This is a genomic window from Kibdelosporangium aridum (genome assembly GCF_900176515.1).
In the GTDB taxonomy this organism is placed as follows: domain Bacteria; phylum Actinomycetota; class Actinomycetes; order Mycobacteriales; family Pseudonocardiaceae; genus Kibdelosporangium; species Kibdelosporangium aridum.
The window spans coordinates 769,861-788,470 of sequence record NZ_FWXV01000003.1; the positions used below are offsets into that span (position 1 = coordinate 769,861).

Annotated in this window: 21 protein-coding genes; 7 read left to right on the forward strand and 14 right to left on the reverse strand. The window is 65.4% G+C overall.

Annotated features, from left to right (window positions below):
• Window positions 1-28: 28 nt before the first annotated feature.
• Window positions 29-745, forward strand: a complete 717-nt coding sequence (locus tag B9C43_RS22535) for a Clp protease N-terminal domain-containing protein (RefSeq protein WP_033381578.1) — start codon at window positions 29-31, stop codon at window positions 743-745.
• Here B9C43_RS22535 and priA read toward each other — a convergent pair.
• The gene (gene priA / locus B9C43_RS22540) at window positions 711-1,442 is read right to left on the reverse strand and encodes a bifunctional 1-(5-phosphoribosyl)-5-((5-phosphoribosylamino)methylideneamino)imidazole-4-carboxamide isomerase/phosphoribosylanthranilate isomerase PriA (protein WP_084428808.1); all 732 of its coding nucleotides are present in this window, start codon (window positions 1,440-1,442) and stop codon (window positions 711-713) included. The two genes, B9C43_RS22535 and priA, sit on opposite strands and share 35 nt — an antisense overlap.
• 164 nt (window positions 1,443-1,606) lie before the next feature.
• Here priA and B9C43_RS55715 point away from each other — a divergent pair, with 164 nt between their 5' ends.
• Window positions 1,607-3,973, forward strand: a complete 2,367-nt coding sequence (locus B9C43_RS55715; protein WP_143446502.1) for a S8 family serine peptidase — start codon at window positions 1,607-1,609, stop codon at window positions 3,971-3,973.
• On the opposite strand, the gene hisH is transcribed toward B9C43_RS55715, so the two are convergent.
• Window positions 3,968-4,594: an imidazole glycerol phosphate synthase subunit HisH gene (hisH, locus tag B9C43_RS22550; RefSeq protein WP_033381584.1), complete on the reverse strand. Its 627-nt coding sequence runs from the start codon at window positions 4,592-4,594 to the stop codon at window positions 3,968-3,970. The two genes, B9C43_RS55715 and hisH, sit on opposite strands and share 6 nt — an antisense overlap.
• 84 nt (window positions 4,595-4,678) lie before the next feature.
• On the opposite strand from hisH, the gene B9C43_RS22555 reads away from it, so the two are divergent.
• Entirely contained in the window at window positions 4,679-7,513 is a 2,835-nt protein-coding gene (locus B9C43_RS22555; protein WP_084428809.1) for a COR domain-containing protein, read from the forward strand.
• Here the strand turns inward: B9C43_RS22555 and B9C43_RS22560 are convergent.
• Entirely contained in the window at window positions 7,510-8,421 is a 912-nt protein-coding gene (locus B9C43_RS22560) for an NADP-dependent oxidoreductase (protein ID WP_084428810.1), read from the reverse strand. The genes B9C43_RS22555 and B9C43_RS22560 overlap by 4 nt on opposite strands.
• 121 nt (window positions 8,422-8,542) lie before the next feature.
• On the opposite strand from B9C43_RS22560, the gene B9C43_RS22565 reads away from it, so the two are divergent.
• Window positions 8,543-8,965 carry a winged helix-turn-helix transcriptional regulator gene (locus B9C43_RS22565; RefSeq protein ID WP_084428811.1) on the forward strand — a complete coding sequence of 141 codons (423 nt, stop codon included), beginning with the start codon at window positions 8,543-8,545 and terminating at the stop codon, window positions 8,963-8,965.
• Here the strand turns inward: B9C43_RS22565 and B9C43_RS22570 are convergent.
• The 3 genes from B9C43_RS22570 to B9C43_RS22580 all read right to left on the reverse strand — a co-directional run bounded on the left by B9C43_RS22570 (window position 8,962) and on the right by B9C43_RS22580 (window position 12,028).
• On the reverse strand, window positions 8,962-9,576 hold the full coding sequence (locus B9C43_RS22570) for an aldo/keto reductase (protein WP_235038765.1): 615 nt from the start codon (window positions 9,574-9,576) through the stop codon (window positions 8,962-8,964). The two genes, B9C43_RS22565 and B9C43_RS22570, sit on opposite strands and share 4 nt — an antisense overlap.
• A 125-nt stretch (window positions 9,577-9,701) precedes the next feature.
• Window positions 9,702-10,844 (reverse strand): serine hydrolase domain-containing protein, encoded by a 1,143-nt coding sequence (locus tag B9C43_RS22575; RefSeq protein ID WP_084428812.1) that lies wholly within the window; start codon window positions 10,842-10,844, stop codon window positions 9,702-9,704.
• A gap of 131 nt (window positions 10,845-10,975) precedes the next feature.
• The gene (locus B9C43_RS22580; protein WP_084428813.1) at window positions 10,976-12,028 is read right to left on the reverse strand and encodes a cytochrome P450 family protein; all 1,053 of its coding nucleotides are present in this window, start codon (window positions 12,026-12,028) and stop codon (window positions 10,976-10,978) included.
• A 114-nt stretch (window positions 12,029-12,142) separates the two neighbouring features.
• On the opposite strand from B9C43_RS22580, the gene B9C43_RS22585 reads away from it, so the two are divergent.
• On the forward strand, window positions 12,143-12,637 hold the full coding sequence (locus B9C43_RS22585) for a MarR family winged helix-turn-helix transcriptional regulator (protein WP_051895074.1): 495 nt from the start codon (window positions 12,143-12,145) through the stop codon (window positions 12,635-12,637).
• Here the strand turns inward: B9C43_RS22585 and B9C43_RS22590 are convergent.
• The gene (locus B9C43_RS22590; protein ID WP_143446503.1) at window positions 12,611-12,868 is read right to left on the reverse strand and encodes a hypothetical protein; all 258 of its coding nucleotides are present in this window, start codon (window positions 12,866-12,868) and stop codon (window positions 12,611-12,613) included. The genes B9C43_RS22585 and B9C43_RS22590 overlap by 27 nt on opposite strands.
• Window positions 12,869-12,989: 121 nt before the next feature.
• Between B9C43_RS22590 and B9C43_RS58580 the strand changes: the two genes are divergently transcribed.
• On the forward strand, window positions 12,990-13,274 hold the full coding sequence (locus tag B9C43_RS58580) for a Scr1 family TA system antitoxin-like transcriptional regulator (RefSeq protein WP_235038766.1): 285 nt from the start codon (window positions 12,990-12,992) through the stop codon (window positions 13,272-13,274).
• Window positions 13,271-13,441, forward strand: a complete 171-nt coding sequence (locus B9C43_RS58585; RefSeq protein WP_235038767.1) for a DUF397 domain-containing protein — start codon at window positions 13,271-13,273, stop codon at window positions 13,439-13,441. The genes B9C43_RS58580 and B9C43_RS58585 overlap by 4 nt, the downstream gene beginning before the upstream one ends.
• Here B9C43_RS58585 and B9C43_RS56805 read toward each other — a convergent pair.
• The 7 genes from B9C43_RS56805 to B9C43_RS22625 all read right to left on the reverse strand — a co-directional run bounded on the left by B9C43_RS56805 (window position 13,438) and on the right by B9C43_RS22625 (window position 18,604).
• Window positions 13,438-13,593, reverse strand: a complete 156-nt coding sequence (locus B9C43_RS56805) for a hypothetical protein (protein ID WP_160096642.1) — start codon at window positions 13,591-13,593, stop codon at window positions 13,438-13,440. The two genes, B9C43_RS58585 and B9C43_RS56805, sit on opposite strands and share 4 nt — an antisense overlap.
• The gene (gene hisB / locus B9C43_RS22600) at window positions 13,593-14,192 is read right to left on the reverse strand and encodes an imidazoleglycerol-phosphate dehydratase HisB (RefSeq protein ID WP_037254881.1); all 600 of its coding nucleotides are present in this window, start codon (window positions 14,190-14,192) and stop codon (window positions 13,593-13,595) included. Before hisB ends, B9C43_RS56805 begins: the two co-directional genes overlap by 1 nt.
• Entirely contained in the window at window positions 14,189-15,274 is a 1,086-nt protein-coding gene (locus tag B9C43_RS22605) for a histidinol-phosphate transaminase (RefSeq protein ID WP_084428816.1), read from the reverse strand. Before B9C43_RS22605 ends, hisB begins: the two co-directional genes overlap by 4 nt.
• Complete coding sequence (hisD, locus tag B9C43_RS22610; protein ID WP_084428817.1) at window positions 15,271-16,605, reverse strand: histidinol dehydrogenase; 1,335 nt, start codon at window positions 16,603-16,605, stop codon at window positions 15,271-15,273. Before hisD ends, B9C43_RS22605 begins: the two co-directional genes overlap by 4 nt.
• 3 nt (window positions 16,606-16,608) lie before the next feature.
• Complete coding sequence (locus B9C43_RS22615; protein WP_084428818.1) at window positions 16,609-17,520, reverse strand: hypothetical protein; 912 nt, start codon at window positions 17,518-17,520, stop codon at window positions 16,609-16,611.
• 240 nt (window positions 17,521-17,760) lie between these two features.
• Window positions 17,761-18,276: an SRPBCC family protein gene (locus B9C43_RS22620; RefSeq protein ID WP_084428819.1), complete on the reverse strand. Its 516-nt coding sequence runs from the start codon at window positions 18,274-18,276 to the stop codon at window positions 17,761-17,763.
• A complete protein-coding gene (locus B9C43_RS22625) occupies window positions 18,236-18,604 on the reverse strand; it encodes a metalloregulator ArsR/SmtB family transcription factor (RefSeq protein ID WP_200825637.1) in 369 nt (122 codons plus the stop codon). The genes B9C43_RS22620 and B9C43_RS22625 overlap by 41 nt, the downstream gene beginning before the upstream one ends.
• Window positions 18,605-18,610 lie beyond the last annotated feature (6 nt).

Genomic DNA, 18,610 nt, shown 5'->3' on the forward strand with positions numbered 1-18,610 from the left:
CCAACATCGTCAACCTACAGTTGACGGCATGACGAACACACCCAAACTCGGCGACCTGATCGACGCGGTGGAGAACCTGCACCCGAACGGCGATCCCTTGAAGCGCCTGACCGACGCGGTACTGATCGCGCAGCACCTGGACGAGCTGGCGGACCACCTGATCGGCCACTTCGTCGACCGGGCAAGGCATTCCGGTGCCTCGTGGACCGAGATCGGCCAGAGCATGGGCGTGACCAAGCAGGCCGCCCAGAAGAGGTTCACGTCCAACGCCCCGGAACAGCTCGACGTCTCCCAGTTCGCCCGGTTCACCGACAAAGCGCGCGTCGCCACCGTGGCCGCGCAGAAGGAAGCCGAGCGCCTCAAGCACGCCGAGATCACGCCGGGTCACATCCTGCTCGGCTTGTACGCCGCGCCGGACGCGTTGGCTACCAGAGCGATCACGTCACTCGGCGGCAAAGCCGAGACCATCATCGCCGCGGTGACACCAAAACTGGGCCCGGCCGTCGACACCCCGCCGAGCCCGCACATCCCGTTCTCCGGCCAGTCCAAGAAAGTTCTCGAACTGACCGTCCGTGAAGCACTCCGCCTCGGGCACAACTACGTTGGCACCGAACACATCCTGCTCGGACTGGTCGCCCTCGACGACGACGTCATCAAGGCGGCGTTCGCCGAGTCAGGCGTCCCGATCGACAAGATCGAGCAAGCCGTTGTCAGCGAGTTGCCGCAAGAGCCTCCGGCAATGTGAAAGCGCCCGCGTACAACGCCTTTCCGATGATCGCGCCCTCGACACCGTCGGCCTCCAGGCCCGCGAGCGCACGCAGGTCGTCCACACTGGACACCCCGCCGGACGCGATGATCGACGCGTCGGTCCGGGCGCAGATCTCGCCGAGCAGGTCGAGGTTCGGGCCCTTGAGGGTGCCGTCCTTGCTGACGTCGGTGACCACGTAACGGCAACAGCCGTCGCGGTCCAGCCGGTCGAGCACGTCCCAGAGGTCGCCGCCGTCCTTGGTCCAGCCACGGGTCTTGAGCCGGTGACCTTCCTCGGTGATCCGGACGTCCAGCCCCACCGCGATCTTGTCGCCGTACTCGGCGATCGCCTTCGCGCACCACTCCGGGTCCTCAAGGGCGGCAGTGCCCAGGTTCACCCGGCGGCAGCCGGTCGCCAGCGCGGCCTTCAGCGTCTCGTCGTCCCTGATCCCGCCGGACAGTTCGACCTGGATGTCCAGTTCACCGACGACACGGGCGACCAGGTCCCGATTGGAGCCGCGGCCGAACGCGGCGTCGAGGTCGACGAGATGGATCCACTCGGCGCCGTCACGTTGCCAGGCCAGCGCGGCCTCCAGCGGGTCACCGTACGCGGTCTCGGTGCCAGCCTCGCCCTGCACAAGGCGCACAGCCTTGCCGTCGGCCACATCAACGGCTGGGAGCAACGTCAGAGTCACGGCGAAGACTCTACTTGGCCTAGTGACCGTCCTCCGCCCTGCGTCGCCGTCCGGCGAACAACAATTCGTTACGTGTAAATATTTACCGCTAGCCACCGCATGATCGAATGACCAGCATCGAGAACCGCATGCTCGCACTTGAAAACGAATGAGAGTGGATGTTCATGCGGTTATTAATTTCCGTCAACCCTTCCAGAGTATTGACAGCCGCCGTCGCCTCCGCGGTTGCGGCTGTCGCCTTCGCCGCACCAGCGGCCTCGGCCGAAACCGGAACGGTCCAATCGGTTTCCGACGCCATTCCGGACAGCTACATCGTCGTCCTCAACGAGAAGCAGGTCAGCACGGCCGGGGCGCTCACCGCACGGTACGGCGGCACGGTCACCTCGACGTGGCACGCCGCGCTGAACGGATTCGCGGCCAGGATGACCGCCAAGCAAGCGGCCCAATTGGCTGCCGATCCCAGCGTTTCTTACGTTCAGCAAAATGGCCGGGTAACAATTCAGGACTCGCAGCCGAATCCGCCCTCATGGGGCCTTGACCGGGTCGACCAACGACAGGTCGGCCGGGACGGAAGGTACGTATTCGAAACACCGGCATCAAACGTCCGCGCTTACGTCCTCGACACCGGGATCAGGATTTCGCACACCACATTCGGTGGCCGCGCGTCCTGGGGCGTGAACACGATCGACGCCAATAACACCGATTGCCACGGGCACGGCACGCACGTGGCGGGCACCGTCGGCGGCGCGGAGTACGGCGTGGCCAAGAGCGTGAACTTGGTCGCGGTCAAGGTATTGAACTGCGCAGGTAACGGCACGTGGGAAGCCATCATCAGCGGCGTCGACTGGGTCACGCGTAACGCGGTACGGCCCGCCGTGGCGAACATGAGCCTCGCGGGTGGCGCGAACGCTGCTGTCGACCAGGCCGTCCGCAACTCGATCGCGTCGGGCATCACGTACGCCATCGCGTCGGCCAACGCCAACCAGAACGCGTGCAACTTCTCGCCCGCCCGTGTCGCCGAGGCGATCACGGTGAACGCGACGGACGCCAACGATCGCAGGGCAGCGTTCTCCAACTGGGGATCCTGCACCGACATCTTCGCGCCGGGCGTGGGGATCGTGTCGTCGCACCACACCTCGGACACCGCGAGCGTCAGCATGCAAGGCACGTCGATGGCGAGCCCGCATGTGGCAGGCGCAGCGGCCCTGTGGTTGGCCGAACATCCTTACGACACACCGCCTTTGGTAGCCAACGCGCTTCTGAGCAACGCGACGCAGGGTGTCGTCGCGGATCCAGTGGGTTCGCCGAATGCGTTGCTGCACGGCCGTATCCCGAACGGAGTTACGGACCACGACGCGGATTACAACGCTGACAACCGTGACGACATCGCATTGAATGGCGTCCCCGGTTGGGGTTCGATCCCGGTGGCGTTCTCGGCAGGAAACGGGAACTTCAACGTCACCAACGCGGCTGTTGCGAACTTCGCGACGTGGTCGGCGTCGCCGGGCGTGTACATCCTGTCGGGCGACTTCAACGGTGACGGCCGGACCGACTCCGCGCTGACCGGCGTCGGTGGCTGGGGGTCAATTCCGGTCGCGTTCTCCAACGGTGACGGCACATTCACCGTCACCAACGCCGCCGTGCCCAACTTCCCGACCTGGGCGACCACCCCGGGCGTCAAGATCGTCACCGGTGACTTCAACGCGGATGGCCGGACCGACATCGCGCTGACCGGCGGCATCGGCTGGGGCTCGATCCCGATCGCGTTCTCCAACGGCAACGGCACATTCACCGTCACCAACGCCGCCGTGCCCAACTTCCCGACCTGGGCGTCCAGCCCGAACGTCAAGGTCGTCGCGAAGGACTTCAACGCGGACAACCGCACCGACCTGGCACTGACCGGGGTCAACGGCTGGGGCAGCATCCCGGTCGCCTTCTCGGCCGGCAACGGGGCGTTCAACGTCACGAACGCGGGCGTGCCGAACTTCCCGGTCTGGGCGGCGACACCGAACGTGAAGCTGCTCACCGGTGACTTCAACGCCGACGGCCGCGCGGACCTGGCGCTCACCGGCGTGGCGGGCTGGGGCTCGATCCCAGTGGCGTTCTCGAACGGCAACGGCACCTTCGGCGTCACGAACGCAGGCGTGGCCGACTTCCCGGCCTGGGCGACGACCGCGGGCGTGAAGATCATCGCCCGTGACCTGAACGCGGACAGTCGTACGGACATCGTGCTGACCGGCGGTCTGGGCTGGGGCAGCATCCCGGTGGCGTTCTCGGCCGGAAACGGCGCCTTCAACGTCACCAACGGTGCCGTGGCCGACTTCCCGACCTGGGCGTCCTCGCCAGGCGTCGAGATCGTGGCGCGGGACTACAACGGCGACAACCGAGTCGACCTCGCGCTCACGGGCGTGAACGGCTGGGGCAGCATCCCGGTGTCGTTCTCGAACGGCAACGGCACCTTCGGCGTCACGAACGCGGGCGTGCCGAACTTCCCGACCTGGGCGGCAACTCCGGGAGCACTGGTCCTATAGGGACTTGAGCCAGTTCTGAAGCAGGTGCGCACCGGCGTCGCCGGACTTCTCCGGGTGGAACTGCGTGGCGGACAACGCGGTGTTCTCCACCGCGGCGACGAAGTCACAGCCGTGGTTCGCCCAGGTGACCAGCGGCGCCGGCAGCGTGTCCGACGGCTCGAGCTCCCACTTGCGCACCCCGTAGGAGTGCACGAAGTAGAAGCGGGTCTCCGCGTCCAACCCGTCGAACAGCACAGTTCCCTCAGGGGCCTTCACTGTGTTCCAGCCCATGTGCGGGACGACGTCAGCCTCAAGCCGCTCGACCGTGCCCGGCCACTCGTCGCAGCCCTCGGTCTCCTGGCCGTGTTCGATGCCACGCTCGAACAGGATCTGCATGCCGACGCAGATGCCAAGAACAGGCCGTCCACCAGCGAGCCGCGTCCCGACCGTGCGGTGGCCCTGTACGGACTTCAAGCCCGCCATGCAGGCGGCGAAGGCGCCGACACCAGGAACCACGAGGCCGTCCGCGTTGAGCGCCGCATGGCTGTCCGCGGTCACCTCGACGTCCGCGCCGACGCGCTGAAGTGCACGTTCGACGGAGCGAAGGTTCCCCGACCCGTAGTCCAAAACGACAACTCGCACGGGTAAAGCCTACCTGTTGCTCCAAACAGGTTACGGAAGGAGAAACGAGCTAACGGCGAGCGCCTGGGTTGAGACGCTGGTGGCATGGACGAGGCCCTCCGCCGGATCGAAGAAGCTCACAGGACCAAGTCGACATTCCTCGATCTGAGCGACCTCGGACTGGACAGCCTGCCACCAGACCTCTTCGAGCTGACTCACCTCACCAGCCTCGACTTGGCTGGCAACAAACTCACCGACTTGCCAGCGGATATGGCTGAGCTGCAAAGTCTGAGCGACCTCACTCTCAACGGAAACCCGCTCGGCAAGGTGCCCACAGCCGTCGCCGCTCTCGAAGACCTGATCGACCTTGGGATCAACGGGTGCGGAATCATGGCTCTCCCTGACTGGATGGCAAGGCTCAGCAGACTTTCTGCCCTGTGGATGCAGGAAAACGGTCTAGTCGAGGTTCCAGCGTGGATCGACTCCCTCAAGGGACTGACTCATCTGGACATGCGCGGTAACAGGTTGCACACCTTGCCTGCCAGTTTTGCCAGGTTGAGGCAACTACTCCGCCTCAGACTCACCCTGAACCGTTTCACCGAGGTGCCTGCGCCCATCTTCGCCCTGCCGAACCTCAGCACCCTCGAAGTCGACGAGAACTATCTGGACACCGTGCCCGATGACATCTCGAGGCTCACCAGGCTTGTGGAACTGAGTGTCCAGAAAAATCAAATCCGCTATTTGCCAGGCTCGCTCGCGGACCTACGACACCTTGAATATCTCGAGGTGGCGGGCAACCCGCTCGTCAGCCCGCCACCAGAGATCGCCGTCGGTGGTTCCAAGTCGATCATCGAGTTTCTGAAGGCCCGGCGCGCGGGCGTAGAACCGATGTGGGCGTCCAAAGTGCTCGTTGTCGGTGAGGGTGGTGTCGGCAAGACTTCGTTGGTGAAAGCGTTGGCAGGCACCGAATACGACCACAACGAGCCGTCGACACACGGCATCAGGATCGAGCACCTGGACTTACCGCATCCGACTCGCCCCGGGGTCGAGATGCAGCTCAACGCGTGGGACTTCGGTGGTCAGGAGATCTACCACGCGACCCACCAGTTCTTCCTGAGCAACCGATCGCTCTTCCTGCTGGTGTGGAACGCCCGGCACGGCTGGGAACAGGGGCGACTTCGGTACTGGCTGGACATCATCAAGGCGCGTGCCCCTGAATCGCCCGTCATCCTCGTCGTTACGCATGCTGAGGACCGGCCCGTCGACTTCCCGCTCGATGATCTGAAGCGCGAATATCCCCAGATAGTTATCAGCACCGCTGTCGACAACCGGACACGGCAAGGGATCGACGCACTGCGCGACACCATCACCGAGCAGGCAGCCAAACTGCCGTTGATGGGCGCCGAGTGGCCCAAGACGTGGCTCAAGGCCGCCGGAACGCTCTGGGATTGCGAAGTGAACCGAGTCGCCCCGGACGACATGTGGCAGATGATGAGCGATGCGGGCGTCGAAGACCCTGTACAACAGCGGTATATCGCGAAAGCCTTGCACGAGCTCGGTGACATCCTCTACTACAGCGAGGATCCCGAGCTCTGCGACACGGTCATCCTGCAACCGGAGTGGGTCAACAGCTACATCAGCAAGGTCCTGGACAGCCCTGAAGTCGAAGCCTCGCAAGGGTTGCTCACCCGCACGCACCTCAGAGAGCTCTGGCGTGGGCTTGATCGTGGTACCAGTGATCACTTCCTGAGCATGATGGACAAGTACGACTTGTCCTACCGGGTCGACGGCCGGCCGGATGACGTGAGCCTGGTGGTTGAGCGGTTGTCGTGGAATCCGCCTGCATATCAGGACCTCTGGCGCGGCATGGCGGGCAGGCAGGAGATCCGCGTCCTCTACCGGCTCAACACCATGCCGCCTGGCATCCCCACCTGGTTCATCGCTCGGTCGCACCGGTTCAGCATCTCCATGCACTGGCGTACCGGCGCTGTTCTCAAGCACGGTGACCACTTGGCGCTTGTCCGCGCGGACGCGCACCGCAAGACCGTCGAGCTGACCGTGCGAGGACCGTCGCCCGCGGCGTTCTTCTCGATCCTCGACGACGGTCTCAACCGGACACTGGACCGGTTCCCCGGGTTGGAGATCCGGCGCGAAGTTCCGTGCCGCTGTGACGGCGAATGCACCGAACTCTTCAACTATGACAACCTCAGCAAGCGGCTCACCAAGATTCCGCCGAAGTACACGATCGAGTGTCATCGCTCGGGTGATGATGTCGATATTCGCAGTCTGTTGCTTGGATTGGCCCCTTCCTCCAGGGATGTCACGGTGATGAGCCTCGACCAGATCGACCGGCGGCTGATCCGGATCGAGAGCAAGGTCGACGAGAACGCCGAATACAACCAGCGGATGTTCATGCGGTTGCAGCACATCGCGCAGACGCAGCAGGAAACTCGGTGCCCGAGCGTGTTCGCCTTGGTGCAGCTCAAAAAGCGGAACTTCGAACTACACCTTTACTGCGAAGAACCGGGCGCGTGGCATCGGCTTCCTGAGCCTGAAGGTGTCTATGCGATCAAGCAACCCTATGAGTGGGTACGCAAGTTCGGTCCGCATCTCCAACGAGTGTTGAAGGTTCTGAAATACACGGCTCCTCTCGCTGGGCCGGTGCTCGGCATCACGGTCGATCAGCTCAGCCAGCAACTGAAGGCTGACTGCGATCTGATGAAGGAACTAGTCAGCCGGGCGCCCGAGACGTTCCGGACCGAGGCTCATGCGGGCGATGACATCCCGTCGGTCAGGGCCGAGCATGACGCGGACTTCCGGGCTCTTGAAGCGATGTTGCTTGAGCTGGACGAGAAGCGGGTGTGGGGTGGGCTTTCCCGTACCACCACGCCTGAAGGACTGACCCTGTACCTGTGCTCCGAGCACCGGAAGGCCTATTAGGGCTTGAGCACGTAGCGGCCGCGTATCCCGCCTTTGGCCACAGCCCGGTGGACGTCGGCGACCTGGTCCAGCGGCACGACCTTGTGCACTCGGGCCGGTAGCTCGCCGGACGCGGTGCGGTCGAGCAGGCCTCCCAGCTGGACGCCATCCGGCCGGACGTCCACGGCGGTTACGGTGATTCCGCGCTGGTTGGGTGGTTCGCCGCCCGGCCGGACGCCGACGAAGATCCCGCCGTCACCGACCAGGGCGAGGCCCTGTTCTTGCAGCGTCGCACCGTCGGCGACCGCATCCCAGCCCGGCTCGGCGTGCGCGGTGAAGTCGGCACCGAGGCTACGGACGAACTCCTCATCCTCAGCCCTGGCGAGACCGGTCACCCGCCAGCCGCGATCCTGTGCGAGCGACACGACATAACCCCCGACCGCGCCAGCAGCTCCGGTCACCAACAGCCGGTTGCCGTCGGTGGGGGCGTCGCCGAGCAGGTCGACGATCTGGGCGGCCGTCAGCCCGTTGAGCGGCACCGTCGACGCCACGACCAGGTCCAGCCCGTCGGGAACGACGGCGACGTCGGAGGCTGGCACCACGAGTTGCTCGGCATAGGTGCCGAAGTCGCGGTCGAAACCACCTACCAGGCCCGCGACCCGCGTGCCGACGGCCAGGTCCACGCCAGGGCCGACCGCGACGACGGTGCCGGCGAAGTCCCAGCCGAGACCGGTGTGGTCGGGCTGGTCGATGAAGCCCATCGAGTGGAAGAAACCGCCCGCCACCGCGAGATCGACGGGGTTGACCGCCGCCGCGGCAACCTTTACCCGAACTTCGCCGGGGCCAGGCTCGGCAACGGGAACGTCGATGATCTCGATCGAGTCCGGCCCGCCCGGGGTACGCACGACGGCTGTGCGGAATGTGTTCATGGTGTTGTTCCTCGTGGTTGTATCTGACGGTTGTCTTGCACCACGATGGACGGGTAACTCTCCAGCGGGAAGTGGGCACTTCGAAGTGCGTAAGTCGCCCCCAGGTAGGAAGGATCGGCCGATGCCGACAGAGACAGCGGCCCAGAAGCGAACACAGGCGAAGGAGGCGTACGACGCATTCCTGGCGGGCTGCCCCAGTCGCCAGCTACTCGCCCGGATCTCGGACAAGTGGGTCGCCCTCATCCTGGCCGCGCTCGGCAGCGACCCGGGAGCCGAGCGGCCGCAATCGATGCGCTATTCCGAACTGTCCCGTCGCCTGGCCGGGGTCAGCCAGAAGATGCTCACCCAGACGTTGCGCTCCCTGGAACGCGACGGCCTGATCACCCGCACGGTGACACCGACCGTCCCGGTAACAGTCACCTACGAGCTGACCGAACTCGGACTTTCCCTCCACCACCTCATGTACGGCATCAAGGAATGGGCCGAAGCACACATGAACGAAGTGCTCACCAACCGCGACAACTACGACACCCAGCACGCTTAGCGGATCAGGCCCGCAGCGCGTAAGTCGGTCCAGACCTGCGCGGGCACGTCCACAGCGAAGAACTCCACGTTGCGCCGCGCCTCCTCAGCGGACCGCATCCCCACCGCGATACCGGCGACAGCCGGGTGTTGCAGCGGGAAAGCCATGGCCACCTGGGGAAGCGTCACGCCGTGCGCCTCGCACACGTCGGCGATCTTGTTCGCCCGCTCCAGGACATCCGGCGTCGCGACCTCGTAGTCGAAGTGCGCTCCCTCCCCCGGCCGCGGCACGGCGAGCAGGCCGGAGTTGAAGATCGACGCCGCGATCACGGACACACCGCGCTCCTCGCACGCGGGCAGGAACGTGTCGAGCGCGCTGTGATCGAGCAGCGTGTAGCGACCCGACTGCATGACCACGTCGACATCCGTTTCCTTCACCAGAGTGGTCAGCATGGCCGTGTCGTACATGCCGGCGCCGATCGCGCCAACCACCCCTTCCGACCGCAGCTCCGCCAGGGCCGGGTAGCCGTCGCGTAACGCGTCGTCGAAGAACTCCTCAGCGTCATGCAGGTACAGCACGTCGATCCGGTCGAGGCCCATCCGTTCCAGCGAATCCCCGACGCTGCGCCGCACCCCGTCGCGGTCTCGTTGTCGAGCGGCGCGAACAGTCCGCCGAGTGGCCCGCCGCCGAATCCCAGCTGTGTCACCTCGACGGTGGTGCGCCCGAGTCGGTTCGTCTTCATGCCCAGCTCCCCCACTCACCGCGTCGCGCGCGCGGCCTCGACGCAGGCGCGGAGCAACTTGTCGTTCTCCGGCGCCGCACCGCCGGGATAGGCGTAGCGGCGCCGGTTGTAGCCATACGCCAGGCCGCTGCGCGGATCCGCGAGCGCCTGGCTGCCCGCGGCACCGCTGTGCCCGAACGCGCCCTGCCCCAGGAACGGGTAGAACTCCCCGGCAATACTGAAACCCAGCCCGAAAGCCTTGTGCACGCGCGAGACAACGTCGTACCCGATCGACTGGATCTGCGCGAATTCCGCCATGGTGTCCGGTTTCAGCAGCGGTGGCCGACCGTTGAGCCCCGTGGTGGCCGCCGCGTACATGCCAGCCAGGCCCCGCGCCGATGCGACCCCGCCCGCGGACGCCTGGCCCTGTGCCCGGGCGATCCGCTGGTTCGGGAAATCCCACAGTTCGGGCGCGTCGGCACGATGTTCGTTGAACGCGATCCCGCCAAGGCTCTCGGCCCCGGTCACCTCCTCCGCGTCGATCTCGGCCTGCTGCTCCGGTGTCGGCAGCATCGGCAACGTGGTCGCGAAACGCGGCTCCAGTTCTTCCGGCAGCCCAAGGTAGAAGTCGAGACCGTACGGCGCCCGGACCCGCTCCTCGAACAGCTCCTGGATGCTCTGCCCCGTCACGCGCCGCACCACCTCGCCGGTCAGCGCGCCGATCACCCACGCGTGGTAGCCGAACGCCGTGCCCGGCCGCCAGTACGGCCGCTGGCCCGCGATCCGCGCCGCGATCAGCCGGTCGTCGGCCAGCTCCTCCAGGCTGAACCCGGCATCCGCGCCGACCACACCCGCGCGGTGCGCTAGCACCTCCCGCAGTGTGATGTCCTGCTTGCCTTCCGCCGCGAATTCCGGCCAGTAGTGGCTGACCCGCTGGTCGGGATCCAGCACGCCGTCCTGCACCAGCAGCGCCACCACGAGATGCGCCGCCCCCTTCGTGGAGGAGAACACCCCGGTCAGCGTGTCGGCCGTGAACTCGGGACCCGACCACAGATCCACGACCAGCTCGCCGCGCACGTAGGCGACCAACTGGCCCGCGTAGTCCTCGCGTTCCCCGGCGACAACCTTCGCGAACTCTTCGCGCACGGCCTCGTACCCCGCCGCGACCGTGCCATGCATGTGGTTCCTCCTCCGGCGCTGTGGTTCACGATCAAGATAGCCCGGCGCGTTGGCCGCTTCCGGTCGATAGCACGCGGAGTCGCTCTGCACGGAGTGCGGCACATATCAGTAAGGCGCGTAAGGACGCGCACTCACCGCAAAACCACCGGCAACTCTTTCAGGCGGCTGCCACCGATTCCGCCGAGGACGATCTGCTGGAGCTCCTCGTACGGGACGGCCAAGCGGGCCGACGGGAAATCACGGCGCAGCACGGTTTCCACGCCCCGTAACTCCGCCTGCGCGAGTTGGGCGCCGACGCAGAAATGTGGTCCTGCACCGAATGTCAGGCCGAGGCCGCCGATGTCGACCAGGATCGGTGCACGTTCGGGCAGGTGCATACCGGCGAGGTCGATCGGCTCCGCGGTGAAGCGCCATAAGCTGAAGGGCGCGGGCGGGTTTTGGCGTAACGTCTCCTCGACCGGGTCGCCATCCGATGTGCCTAGCGTGCGGGCGATGACGAAGCCCAGGGCCGTATCTGTCGTCACCTGACTGGCGAAGATCAAGCCGAAGAGGTGGTAGCGCACCTCTTCCTCGGGCGTGTCGGGTGGCATGCGGTCCCTCAGTTCCGCGGCGATTCCTCCGTCCCGCGCTGTTGCGGCGACGTCCATCAAGGCCTGGATCGCGCCGAACTGGTCACCGGCGAACATCTGTCTGCAGCCATCGACCGCCCTGTCGACGTTCTCCCGCGGGATGGCCATCATGTCCAGCAGGACCGTCAGCGGATAGCGGGTCGTGAAGTCCGCCATCAGGTCGACGACGCCCGAGTATGACGACAGCAGGTCACGAGCGAGCTCTTCGATTCGGTCTTGTTGTTCGCGAATCCTTTTGCCAGTGAGTAAAGGGGCTTGCGCGCGACGCAGTGCGGTATGAGCAGGGCCGTCCATTGTGGTCAACGAAGGGCGCTGCGCCGCCGTTGGTTCGAGGCCCGCCTTGAACGGGTCCCAGTCGAGGGGCGCCATGGCCGGGTCTTTGACTATGCGCGGGTCGGACAGGACCTCTTTGGCCAGGTCTTCGTCGGTCACGATCCAGACAGGGCCGCCTGCGGGCGCATCCGCTACGACAACCGGGCCTCCTTCTCTCAGCGCGGCGAAGACCGGGTTGGGCTCGGTCATGCCACGCACCGTCGAGGTAAAGGGATCAATCATCTACTACAACCTTCCCCAGAAAGTAGCTTCACTGTGAAGTTACCAGAGTGGCGATGTAGGTTGTCAACGCAGCAAGTGCTTGGTTGATGGTGGAGGTAGGGCAGCCAAGTGGCGATGACGCACGCCGGAAACCGGGAACCACTGCGGCCACACGCAGCGGACCGGGAGTTCAACGCGCACGCGCTCAGAATCCTCGACGGGCTACGGGGGTTCGGCGCGGACTACACCGAGATCACCCGCCGGTTCGCCGCGCACCTCGGTTTGCACTCGACGGACGCCGCCGCGCTCGTGGAGATCCTGTACGCGGAAGACCAAGGGGAACCGTTGTCCCCCACCCAGTTGAGCGAGCGGCTGGCGCTCACGACCGGTGCGACCACCAACCTGTTGAACAGGCTTGAACGGCAAGGCCACATCGAGCGGTCGCGTGAACACGTCGACAGGCGCAAGGTGACCATCCGCACCAGCGACCAGATCGAGGAACCCGCACGCGAGTTCTTCGGCGCGTTCAGCTCCCAGATGGAGGAACTGGTCAGCGCGTACGAGCCAGAAGAACTCGAGCGGTTCGAGGGGTTCCTGCTGGGACTACGCCGGATCCTCCGAGGACTCTGAACCCAGCGCGGCAGGGGCGACCCACACGAGGTGTGGCGTGAGGTTGGGGCCGCCGCGGACGTAGTTCAAGGCGTTGTCGGCCTCCGCGAGGGCGTAGTAATTGCGGCCGTCGGCCGAGACCATGTGGGCCTCGTCGTTGAACGACATGCCCCAGCTGATGACTGTGGGGTCACTGTCATCCTCAGTGGAGCATTCGACGGCCATGGCGCCGAAGTACCGAGCCTTCCTCAAGGCCTGGGATGAGGCCACATCCGCACGCACTCTTGAGCAGACAATGGTTCCTGGCCACTGCAGACACCGGCATACCGCGCCCGGATGTATCAAGTGGCCACCAGGTTCATCGAGCCTTCCGATGTACCGCGCGACGAAGCATCTAAGGATCGTCCGGATCATCCCGTTCAGTGTGGGTGAGTACGAGATCATGACCGGTGCGGTCAACTGGCTCGGTTTTTCTGAGCCTGAGTACCCCGACGCGGTGTACCTGGAGTATCCAGGCGGGGGAGAATGGATCGAAAAGGCGAACGACGTTGCGAGGTTCGTCGGGTCGATCGACGACGCCTGGTCTCGGGCGCTGACGGTGGAGGAGTCAGCAGCGCTTGTCAGAGAGCAGGTGAAAACACTAGAGCGGGAACTGTGAACGAAAACCTGGAATGGCGCAAGAGCACCTACAGCGCACCGAACAACTCATGTGTGGAGTTAGCGGTCGGCCACGAGGTCGTCCTTGTCCGGGACAGCAAGGCCCCGGACTCTGGCGAGTTATCGTTCAGCCACGAGCAGTTCGCGGCCTTCCGTAGGTACCTCTAAAGCATCCAGGCGATCGCTCCGCCGATCGCCAGCGCGGCCAGCAGACCCAGCAACACCGCGAACACCTTCGCTGTCTTCCACGCCGCGTACACGCCGCCGACGAGGAATCCGGCCAGGATCATCAGGCCGATGATCGGCACTTCCTTCGGCACTACAGCACACCCTTCGTCGACGGGACCCCGCTCACCCTAGGGTCTGGTTCGACGGCGGCGCGCAGGGCCCTCGCCACAGCCTTGAACTGCGCCTCGGTGATGTGGTGCGGGTCCCGGCCGTGAATCACCCGGACGTGCAGTGCGATGCCCGCGTGGAATGCCAGCGAGTCGAACACGTGCCTGTTCAGCACGAACGGGTAGTTGTTGCCGATCGTGAAGGTGTTGAACTGCTCGGGCTCGCCGACGTGCACGCAGTACGGCCTGCCCGAGACGTCCACTGCGGCGTGCGCGAGGGTCTCGTCCATCGGGATCCAGGCGTCGCCGAAGCGGCGGATGCCCGCCTTGTCGCCGAGCGCTTCCCTGATCGCCTGGCCGAGCACGATGGCGACGTCTTCGACCGTGTGGTGCGCGTCGATTTCGACGTCCCCGGTCGCGCGGACCACCAGGTCGAAGGAGCCGTGCGCGCCGAATGCCGTCAACATGTGGTCGTAGAACGGCACTCCCGTGCCGATGTCGAGCTTGCCCGAGCCGTCCAGGTCGATCTCGACGTGCACGGACGACTCTTTCGTTGTCCGTTCGATCTTCCCGATCCGGTTCACGCGATGATCTCCTTACTGGCGGCCAGGAATGCGTCGTTCTCATCCGGTGTGCCGATGGTGACCCGCAGGTGGCCGGGGATGCCGACATCCCGGATCAGCACGCCGCGGTCCAAGTAGGACTGCCATGCACCGGACTCGAATGGTCCGAAGAGGACGAAGTTGGCGTCGCTCGGCACCGGCGAATACCCCATTCCGGCAAGGGCTTCGACGACGCGGTCACGTTCGGCGGCGAGCTTGGCGACCGACGCCAGGGTGGCATCGGCGTGCCGCAGCGCTGCCCGCGCGGCGGCCTGGGTGAGCAGCGAAAGGTGGTACGGCAAGCGAACCAGCTGCAACGCGTCGACAACAGCCGACGCGGCGATCATGTAACCGAGTCGGCCGCCCGCGAACGCGAACGCCTTGCTCATGGTCCGGCACACGACCATCTTGTGGCCGTAGTCGTCCAAAAGCGACACTGCACTCGGCTGGGACGAGAACTCGGCGTAGGCCTCGTCGACCACCACGATCCCGGGCGCCGCCTCGATGAGGACCCGAAGGTCCTCGAGCGGTACCGATTGCCCGGTCGGGTTGTTCGGGCTGGTCACGAACGTGAGGTCGGGCTTCTTCGCGCTCACGATGTCCGCCGCTTGCGCGACGTCCAGCGAGAAGTCCTCGCGACGTGGCGCGGGCACCCACTCGGTCTTGGTGCCCGCCGAGATGATCGGGTGCATCGAGTACGACGGCTCGAAACCGATCGCGATCCGCCCGGGACCGCCGAACGCCTGCAGGATCTGCTGCAGGATCTCGTTGGATCCGTTGGCAGCCCACAGGTTCTCGTATGTCACCGGGTATCCGGTGCTCTTCGAGATGTACGCGGCCAAATCCTCCCGCAGTGCCACGGCATCCCGGTCGGGGTAACGGTGCAACTGCCGTGCGACCTCTTCGACCGAGGCAGTCACGTCGGCCACGAGCTCGGGCGGCGGCGGGTATGGGTTTTCGTTGGTGTTCAAGCGAACCGCTACATCCAGCTGCGGCGCACCGTAGGGCGTGCGGCCGCGTAGATCCTCGCGCAGCGGCAAGTCTTCCAGCTTGACGTCTTTCATCGTTTCTCGAATCTACCCAGATCGAATCGCACTGCGACGGCTTGGCCGTGCGCGGGCAGGTCTTCGGCGTTGGCGAGCGCGATCACCTTGTCGGCGACCTCGCGCAGGGCATCCGCGGAGTAGTCCACGACATGGATGCCCTTCAGGAACGTCTGCACTGACAAGCCGGAAGAATGTCGCGCGCAGCCACCCGTCGGCAGCACGTGGTTCGAGCCCGCACAGTAATCACCAAGGGACACCGGCGAATACGCGCCGATGAAGATCGCGCCCGCGCTGCGGACCCGCGCGGCGACTTCTTGGGCGTTCGCTGTCTGGATTTCCAGGTGCTCGGCCGCGTACGCGTCGACGACCTTGACTCCTGTATCCACATCGGACACCAGGACACAGCCGGACTGCTTGCCGGACAAGGCAGTGGTCACGCGCTCGTCGTGCTTGGTCGCTTGGACCTGACGGCGGAGTTCCACGTCCACCTGGTCGGCGAGTTCTTCCGACGTGGTCACCAGCACGCTCGCGGCCAGGGTGTCGTGCTCGGCCTGGCTGATCAGGTCGGCCGCCACGTGCACCGGGTCGGCGGTCTCGTCGGCCAGGATCGCGATCTCGGTCGGGCCCGCCTCGGAGTCGATCCCGATCAAGCCTCGGAGCAAGCGCTTGGCCGCGGTCAGGTAGATGTTGCCCGGCCCGGTCACCATGTCCACCGGCGCGAGCTCGGCGCCATCGGTGTCCGTGCCGCCGTACGCCAGCAACGCGACCGCCTGTGCACCACCGACGGCCCAGACCTCGTCAACTTCGAGCAACGCGCAGGCCGCGAGCACGGTCGGGTGCGGCAGGCCGCCGAAGTCCTTCTGGGGCGGCGAGCAGACCACGAGCGACTCGACACCGGCGGTCTGCGCCGGGACGACGTTCATGACCACACTGGACGGATAGACCGCCAGGCCACCGGGTGCGTACAGGCCTACTCGCTGTACCGGAACCCAACGCTCCGTGACCGTCCCGCCGGGGACGACCTGGGTTGTGGTGTCCGTTCGGCGCTGGTCGGCGTGCACCAGCCGGGCGCGCTTGATCGTCTCCTGCAACGCTTCCCGGACCTTGGGGTCCAGTTCGCGTTCGGCCTTGGCCAATTCCCCGGCCGGGACCCGCACTGTCGCCGGGCGCACGCCGTCGAACTGCTCGGTGAACTCCATGACCGCTTCGACACCACGATGGTGGACTGCCTCGACCATCGGACGGACGCGGTCAAGCACCACGTCCACATCCGTCTCAGCCCTTGGGAGGGCAGCCCGCAGTTCGGCGGGCGACGGCACACGGCCACGCAGATCGATGCGGCTGAGCATGGCTCAAGGGTAAAGGTCGGCTCGTCGTGGGCCGAACTTGGCGTGCATCAGGTCAAGGCCGAGACCGCCGGTCAGCAGGCGCTCCTTGGCGTTGCCGAGCAGCTGGCGGGTCCACGTGGTGAAACCGCCGTCCGCCAAGGAGATGCCGCCGGCTTTCAGCTCGAAACAGGCGTCGACGTAGTACTCGCGTCCCTTCGCTCGTTCATCATCGAAATCGACTTTGACCTGGGGAAACGCTTGCCTGAGTGGATCAAGGACCCGGCTTTGCAGAGTTGCTCGCCGGGTCTCGTCCAGCACGGTGATGTCCGCTTGGACGTCCTGGAGGTGGCCAAGCAGCGTGATCATAGCGCTGAGCTGGGTGAACAGGCTGTTCGTCTCGAACAGGAACGACCCTTCGTCCCGGCCCGCGATGGTCAACGCGAGCAACCGGAAGTGTGACGACCATCCCTCAGGAAAGGGCTGCGCGCGGACCATCCTGTGAGACGCGCACAGCCTTACCTGCTGCCGTCCGTGCCTTCGGACGGCCGACTCCAAGGCCAGGGTGTTGGTCGAGTCGGCCATCACCTCGGTGCCCCGAGCGGTGGTGACCACTCGGTTCTGGCCGGTTCCCGACAGCACGCTGACCGTGCCAAGTGGACTCACCGGGGACAGTTCGACCGGCGTGTACCCCTTCTCCCGCAAGGTCTTGTAGGCGAAGAGGTCGTATTCGGCGTGCACTTCCGGATCCACAGTGGCCGCGTGGGTGAAGCGATCGCGCTTGTACTGCTTGAGAACCTGCGCGGGTGAGAGTTTGGCGGCCTGCCGCCGATGGACTTCGAGCAGCAGAGAGCGGAGGTCGGCCGGTGCCAGGTCGGCGAGCAGACCGGTGAGACCAGCAACCCCAGTTGTCCGTTCGATCCGGTCGATGAGTGTCACCGCAGTGACGGTGCCACATCAACCCGCAGGTCGCTCGGCATTTTTTGGGCCGGACAGGATATTCGCCCGGGCGAGAGTGTCAGACCCTTGCGGTAACGTGAAAATCAGGGGGTCCCCCTGGGGAATTGCTGTTGCGATGGCGATCGCCCTGGCCAGGCTTGGCGATCATGAGCCGGAACTGTCGCACCCCAGCGGTACCGTAGAAATCAGGGGCTCCCCTGGATGGCGGGATTTGTCGGGTCAGTGCCGCTGCGTCGTGTGCTCGGTGACGAGGTCGTTGTAGTACTGCTCTTGGGCCGGGTAGTAGTCGTTGAAGTCTGGCAGCGGCTTGTCTTCGCGTGCGGCGATCAGCATGTCCAGGTAGTACTCCCAGCCTGGGCCGGTGCTGCCGATCGCATCAGTGCGCTCGACGTGCTGGATCAGGTCGAGTTGGGTGACACCCGCGGCTTCGGCGAGCACCACCTCCATCCGCCAGACGCCGGCTTCGTCCGCGGTCGAAACGGCCAGGCGCGTGGGCGCTTCGCAGGCGTCGATGTGCATGTCCGACCAAGGCTGGCCTTCTTCGTGGACCAACTGCACCTTGATCGTGTTCCCCGCACCCGCCTGGCCTTCCCACGGGCCGAACCAGCGAGTCGTGCGCGACGACTCCGTCAAACTCGCCCAGACGTCCTCGATGGGCGCACGCAGTGTCCTGGTCAGGACCAGGTCGTATCCCTTATCCGTCGGAACCAGTTTTCCGGTCGGGATGGGCTTCATGCTCTTTTCTCCGTTCGCGTCGGGTCCGGTAGACCTCGGTCTCCAGTGCGTCGAGATGCTGCTCCCAGGTGGGACCGGCAAGCGAGGAGAGCCATGCCGTGAGCTCGTCGAAAGCAGCCAGGTCCAGTGCGTAGACCCGTTGGCGGCCAACAGTTTCGTCACGTACCAGGCCGCTCTCCCGCAGGACGCGCAGGTGACGGCTGATCGCTGGTCGGGTGATCGCGAACCGGTTCGCGATCTCACCGGCCGGCAACGGCCCGGCGCGCAGCAGTTCGAGGATTTCCCTGCGCACCGGATCCGCGATCGCGCCAGCGATGAGGTCCAACACGGGCTA

What these genes read in the sequence shown, in the direction of transcription:
- B9C43_RS58580 (WP_235038766.1), top strand. Translation starts at nt 12,990, where the DNA reads ATGTACCGCGCGACGAAGCATCTAAGGATCGTCCGGATCATCCCGTTC.
- B9C43_RS22535 (WP_033381578.1), top strand. Translation starts at nt 29, where the DNA reads ATGACGAACACACCCAAACTCGGCGACCTGATCGACGCGGTGGAGAAC.
- B9C43_RS22575 (WP_084428812.1), bottom strand. Translation starts at nt 10,844, where the DNA reads ATGCATGGCACGGTCGCGGCGGGGTACGAGGCCGTGCGCGAAGAGTTC.
- B9C43_RS22565 (WP_084428811.1), top strand. Translation starts at nt 8,543, where the DNA reads ATGCCGACAGAGACAGCGGCCCAGAAGCGAACACAGGCGAAGGAGGCG.
- B9C43_RS22560 (WP_084428810.1), bottom strand. Translation starts at nt 8,421, where the DNA reads ATGAACACATTCCGCACAGCCGTCGTGCGTACCCCGGGCGGGCCGGAC.
- B9C43_RS22585 (WP_051895074.1), top strand. Translation starts at nt 12,143, where the DNA reads ATGACGCACGCCGGAAACCGGGAACCACTGCGGCCACACGCAGCGGAC.
- B9C43_RS22605 (WP_084428816.1), bottom strand. Translation starts at nt 15,274, where the DNA reads ATGAAAGACGTCAAGCTGGAAGACTTGCCGCTGCGCGAGGATCTACGC.
- B9C43_RS22620 (WP_084428819.1), bottom strand. Translation starts at nt 18,276, where the DNA reads ATGAAGCCCATCCCGACCGGAAAACTGGTTCCGACGGATAAGGGATAC.
- B9C43_RS55715 (WP_143446502.1), top strand. Translation starts at nt 1,607, where the DNA reads ATGCGGTTATTAATTTCCGTCAACCCTTCCAGAGTATTGACAGCCGCC.
- B9C43_RS22555 (WP_084428809.1), top strand. Translation starts at nt 4,679, where the DNA reads ATGGACGAGGCCCTCCGCCGGATCGAAGAAGCTCACAGGACCAAGTCG.
- hisD (WP_084428817.1), bottom strand. Translation starts at nt 16,605, where the DNA reads ATGCTCAGCCGCATCGATCTGCGTGGCCGTGTGCCGTCGCCCGCCGAA.
- B9C43_RS22580 (WP_084428813.1), bottom strand. Translation starts at nt 12,028, where the DNA reads ATGATTGATCCCTTTACCTCGACGGTGCGTGGCATGACCGAGCCCAAC.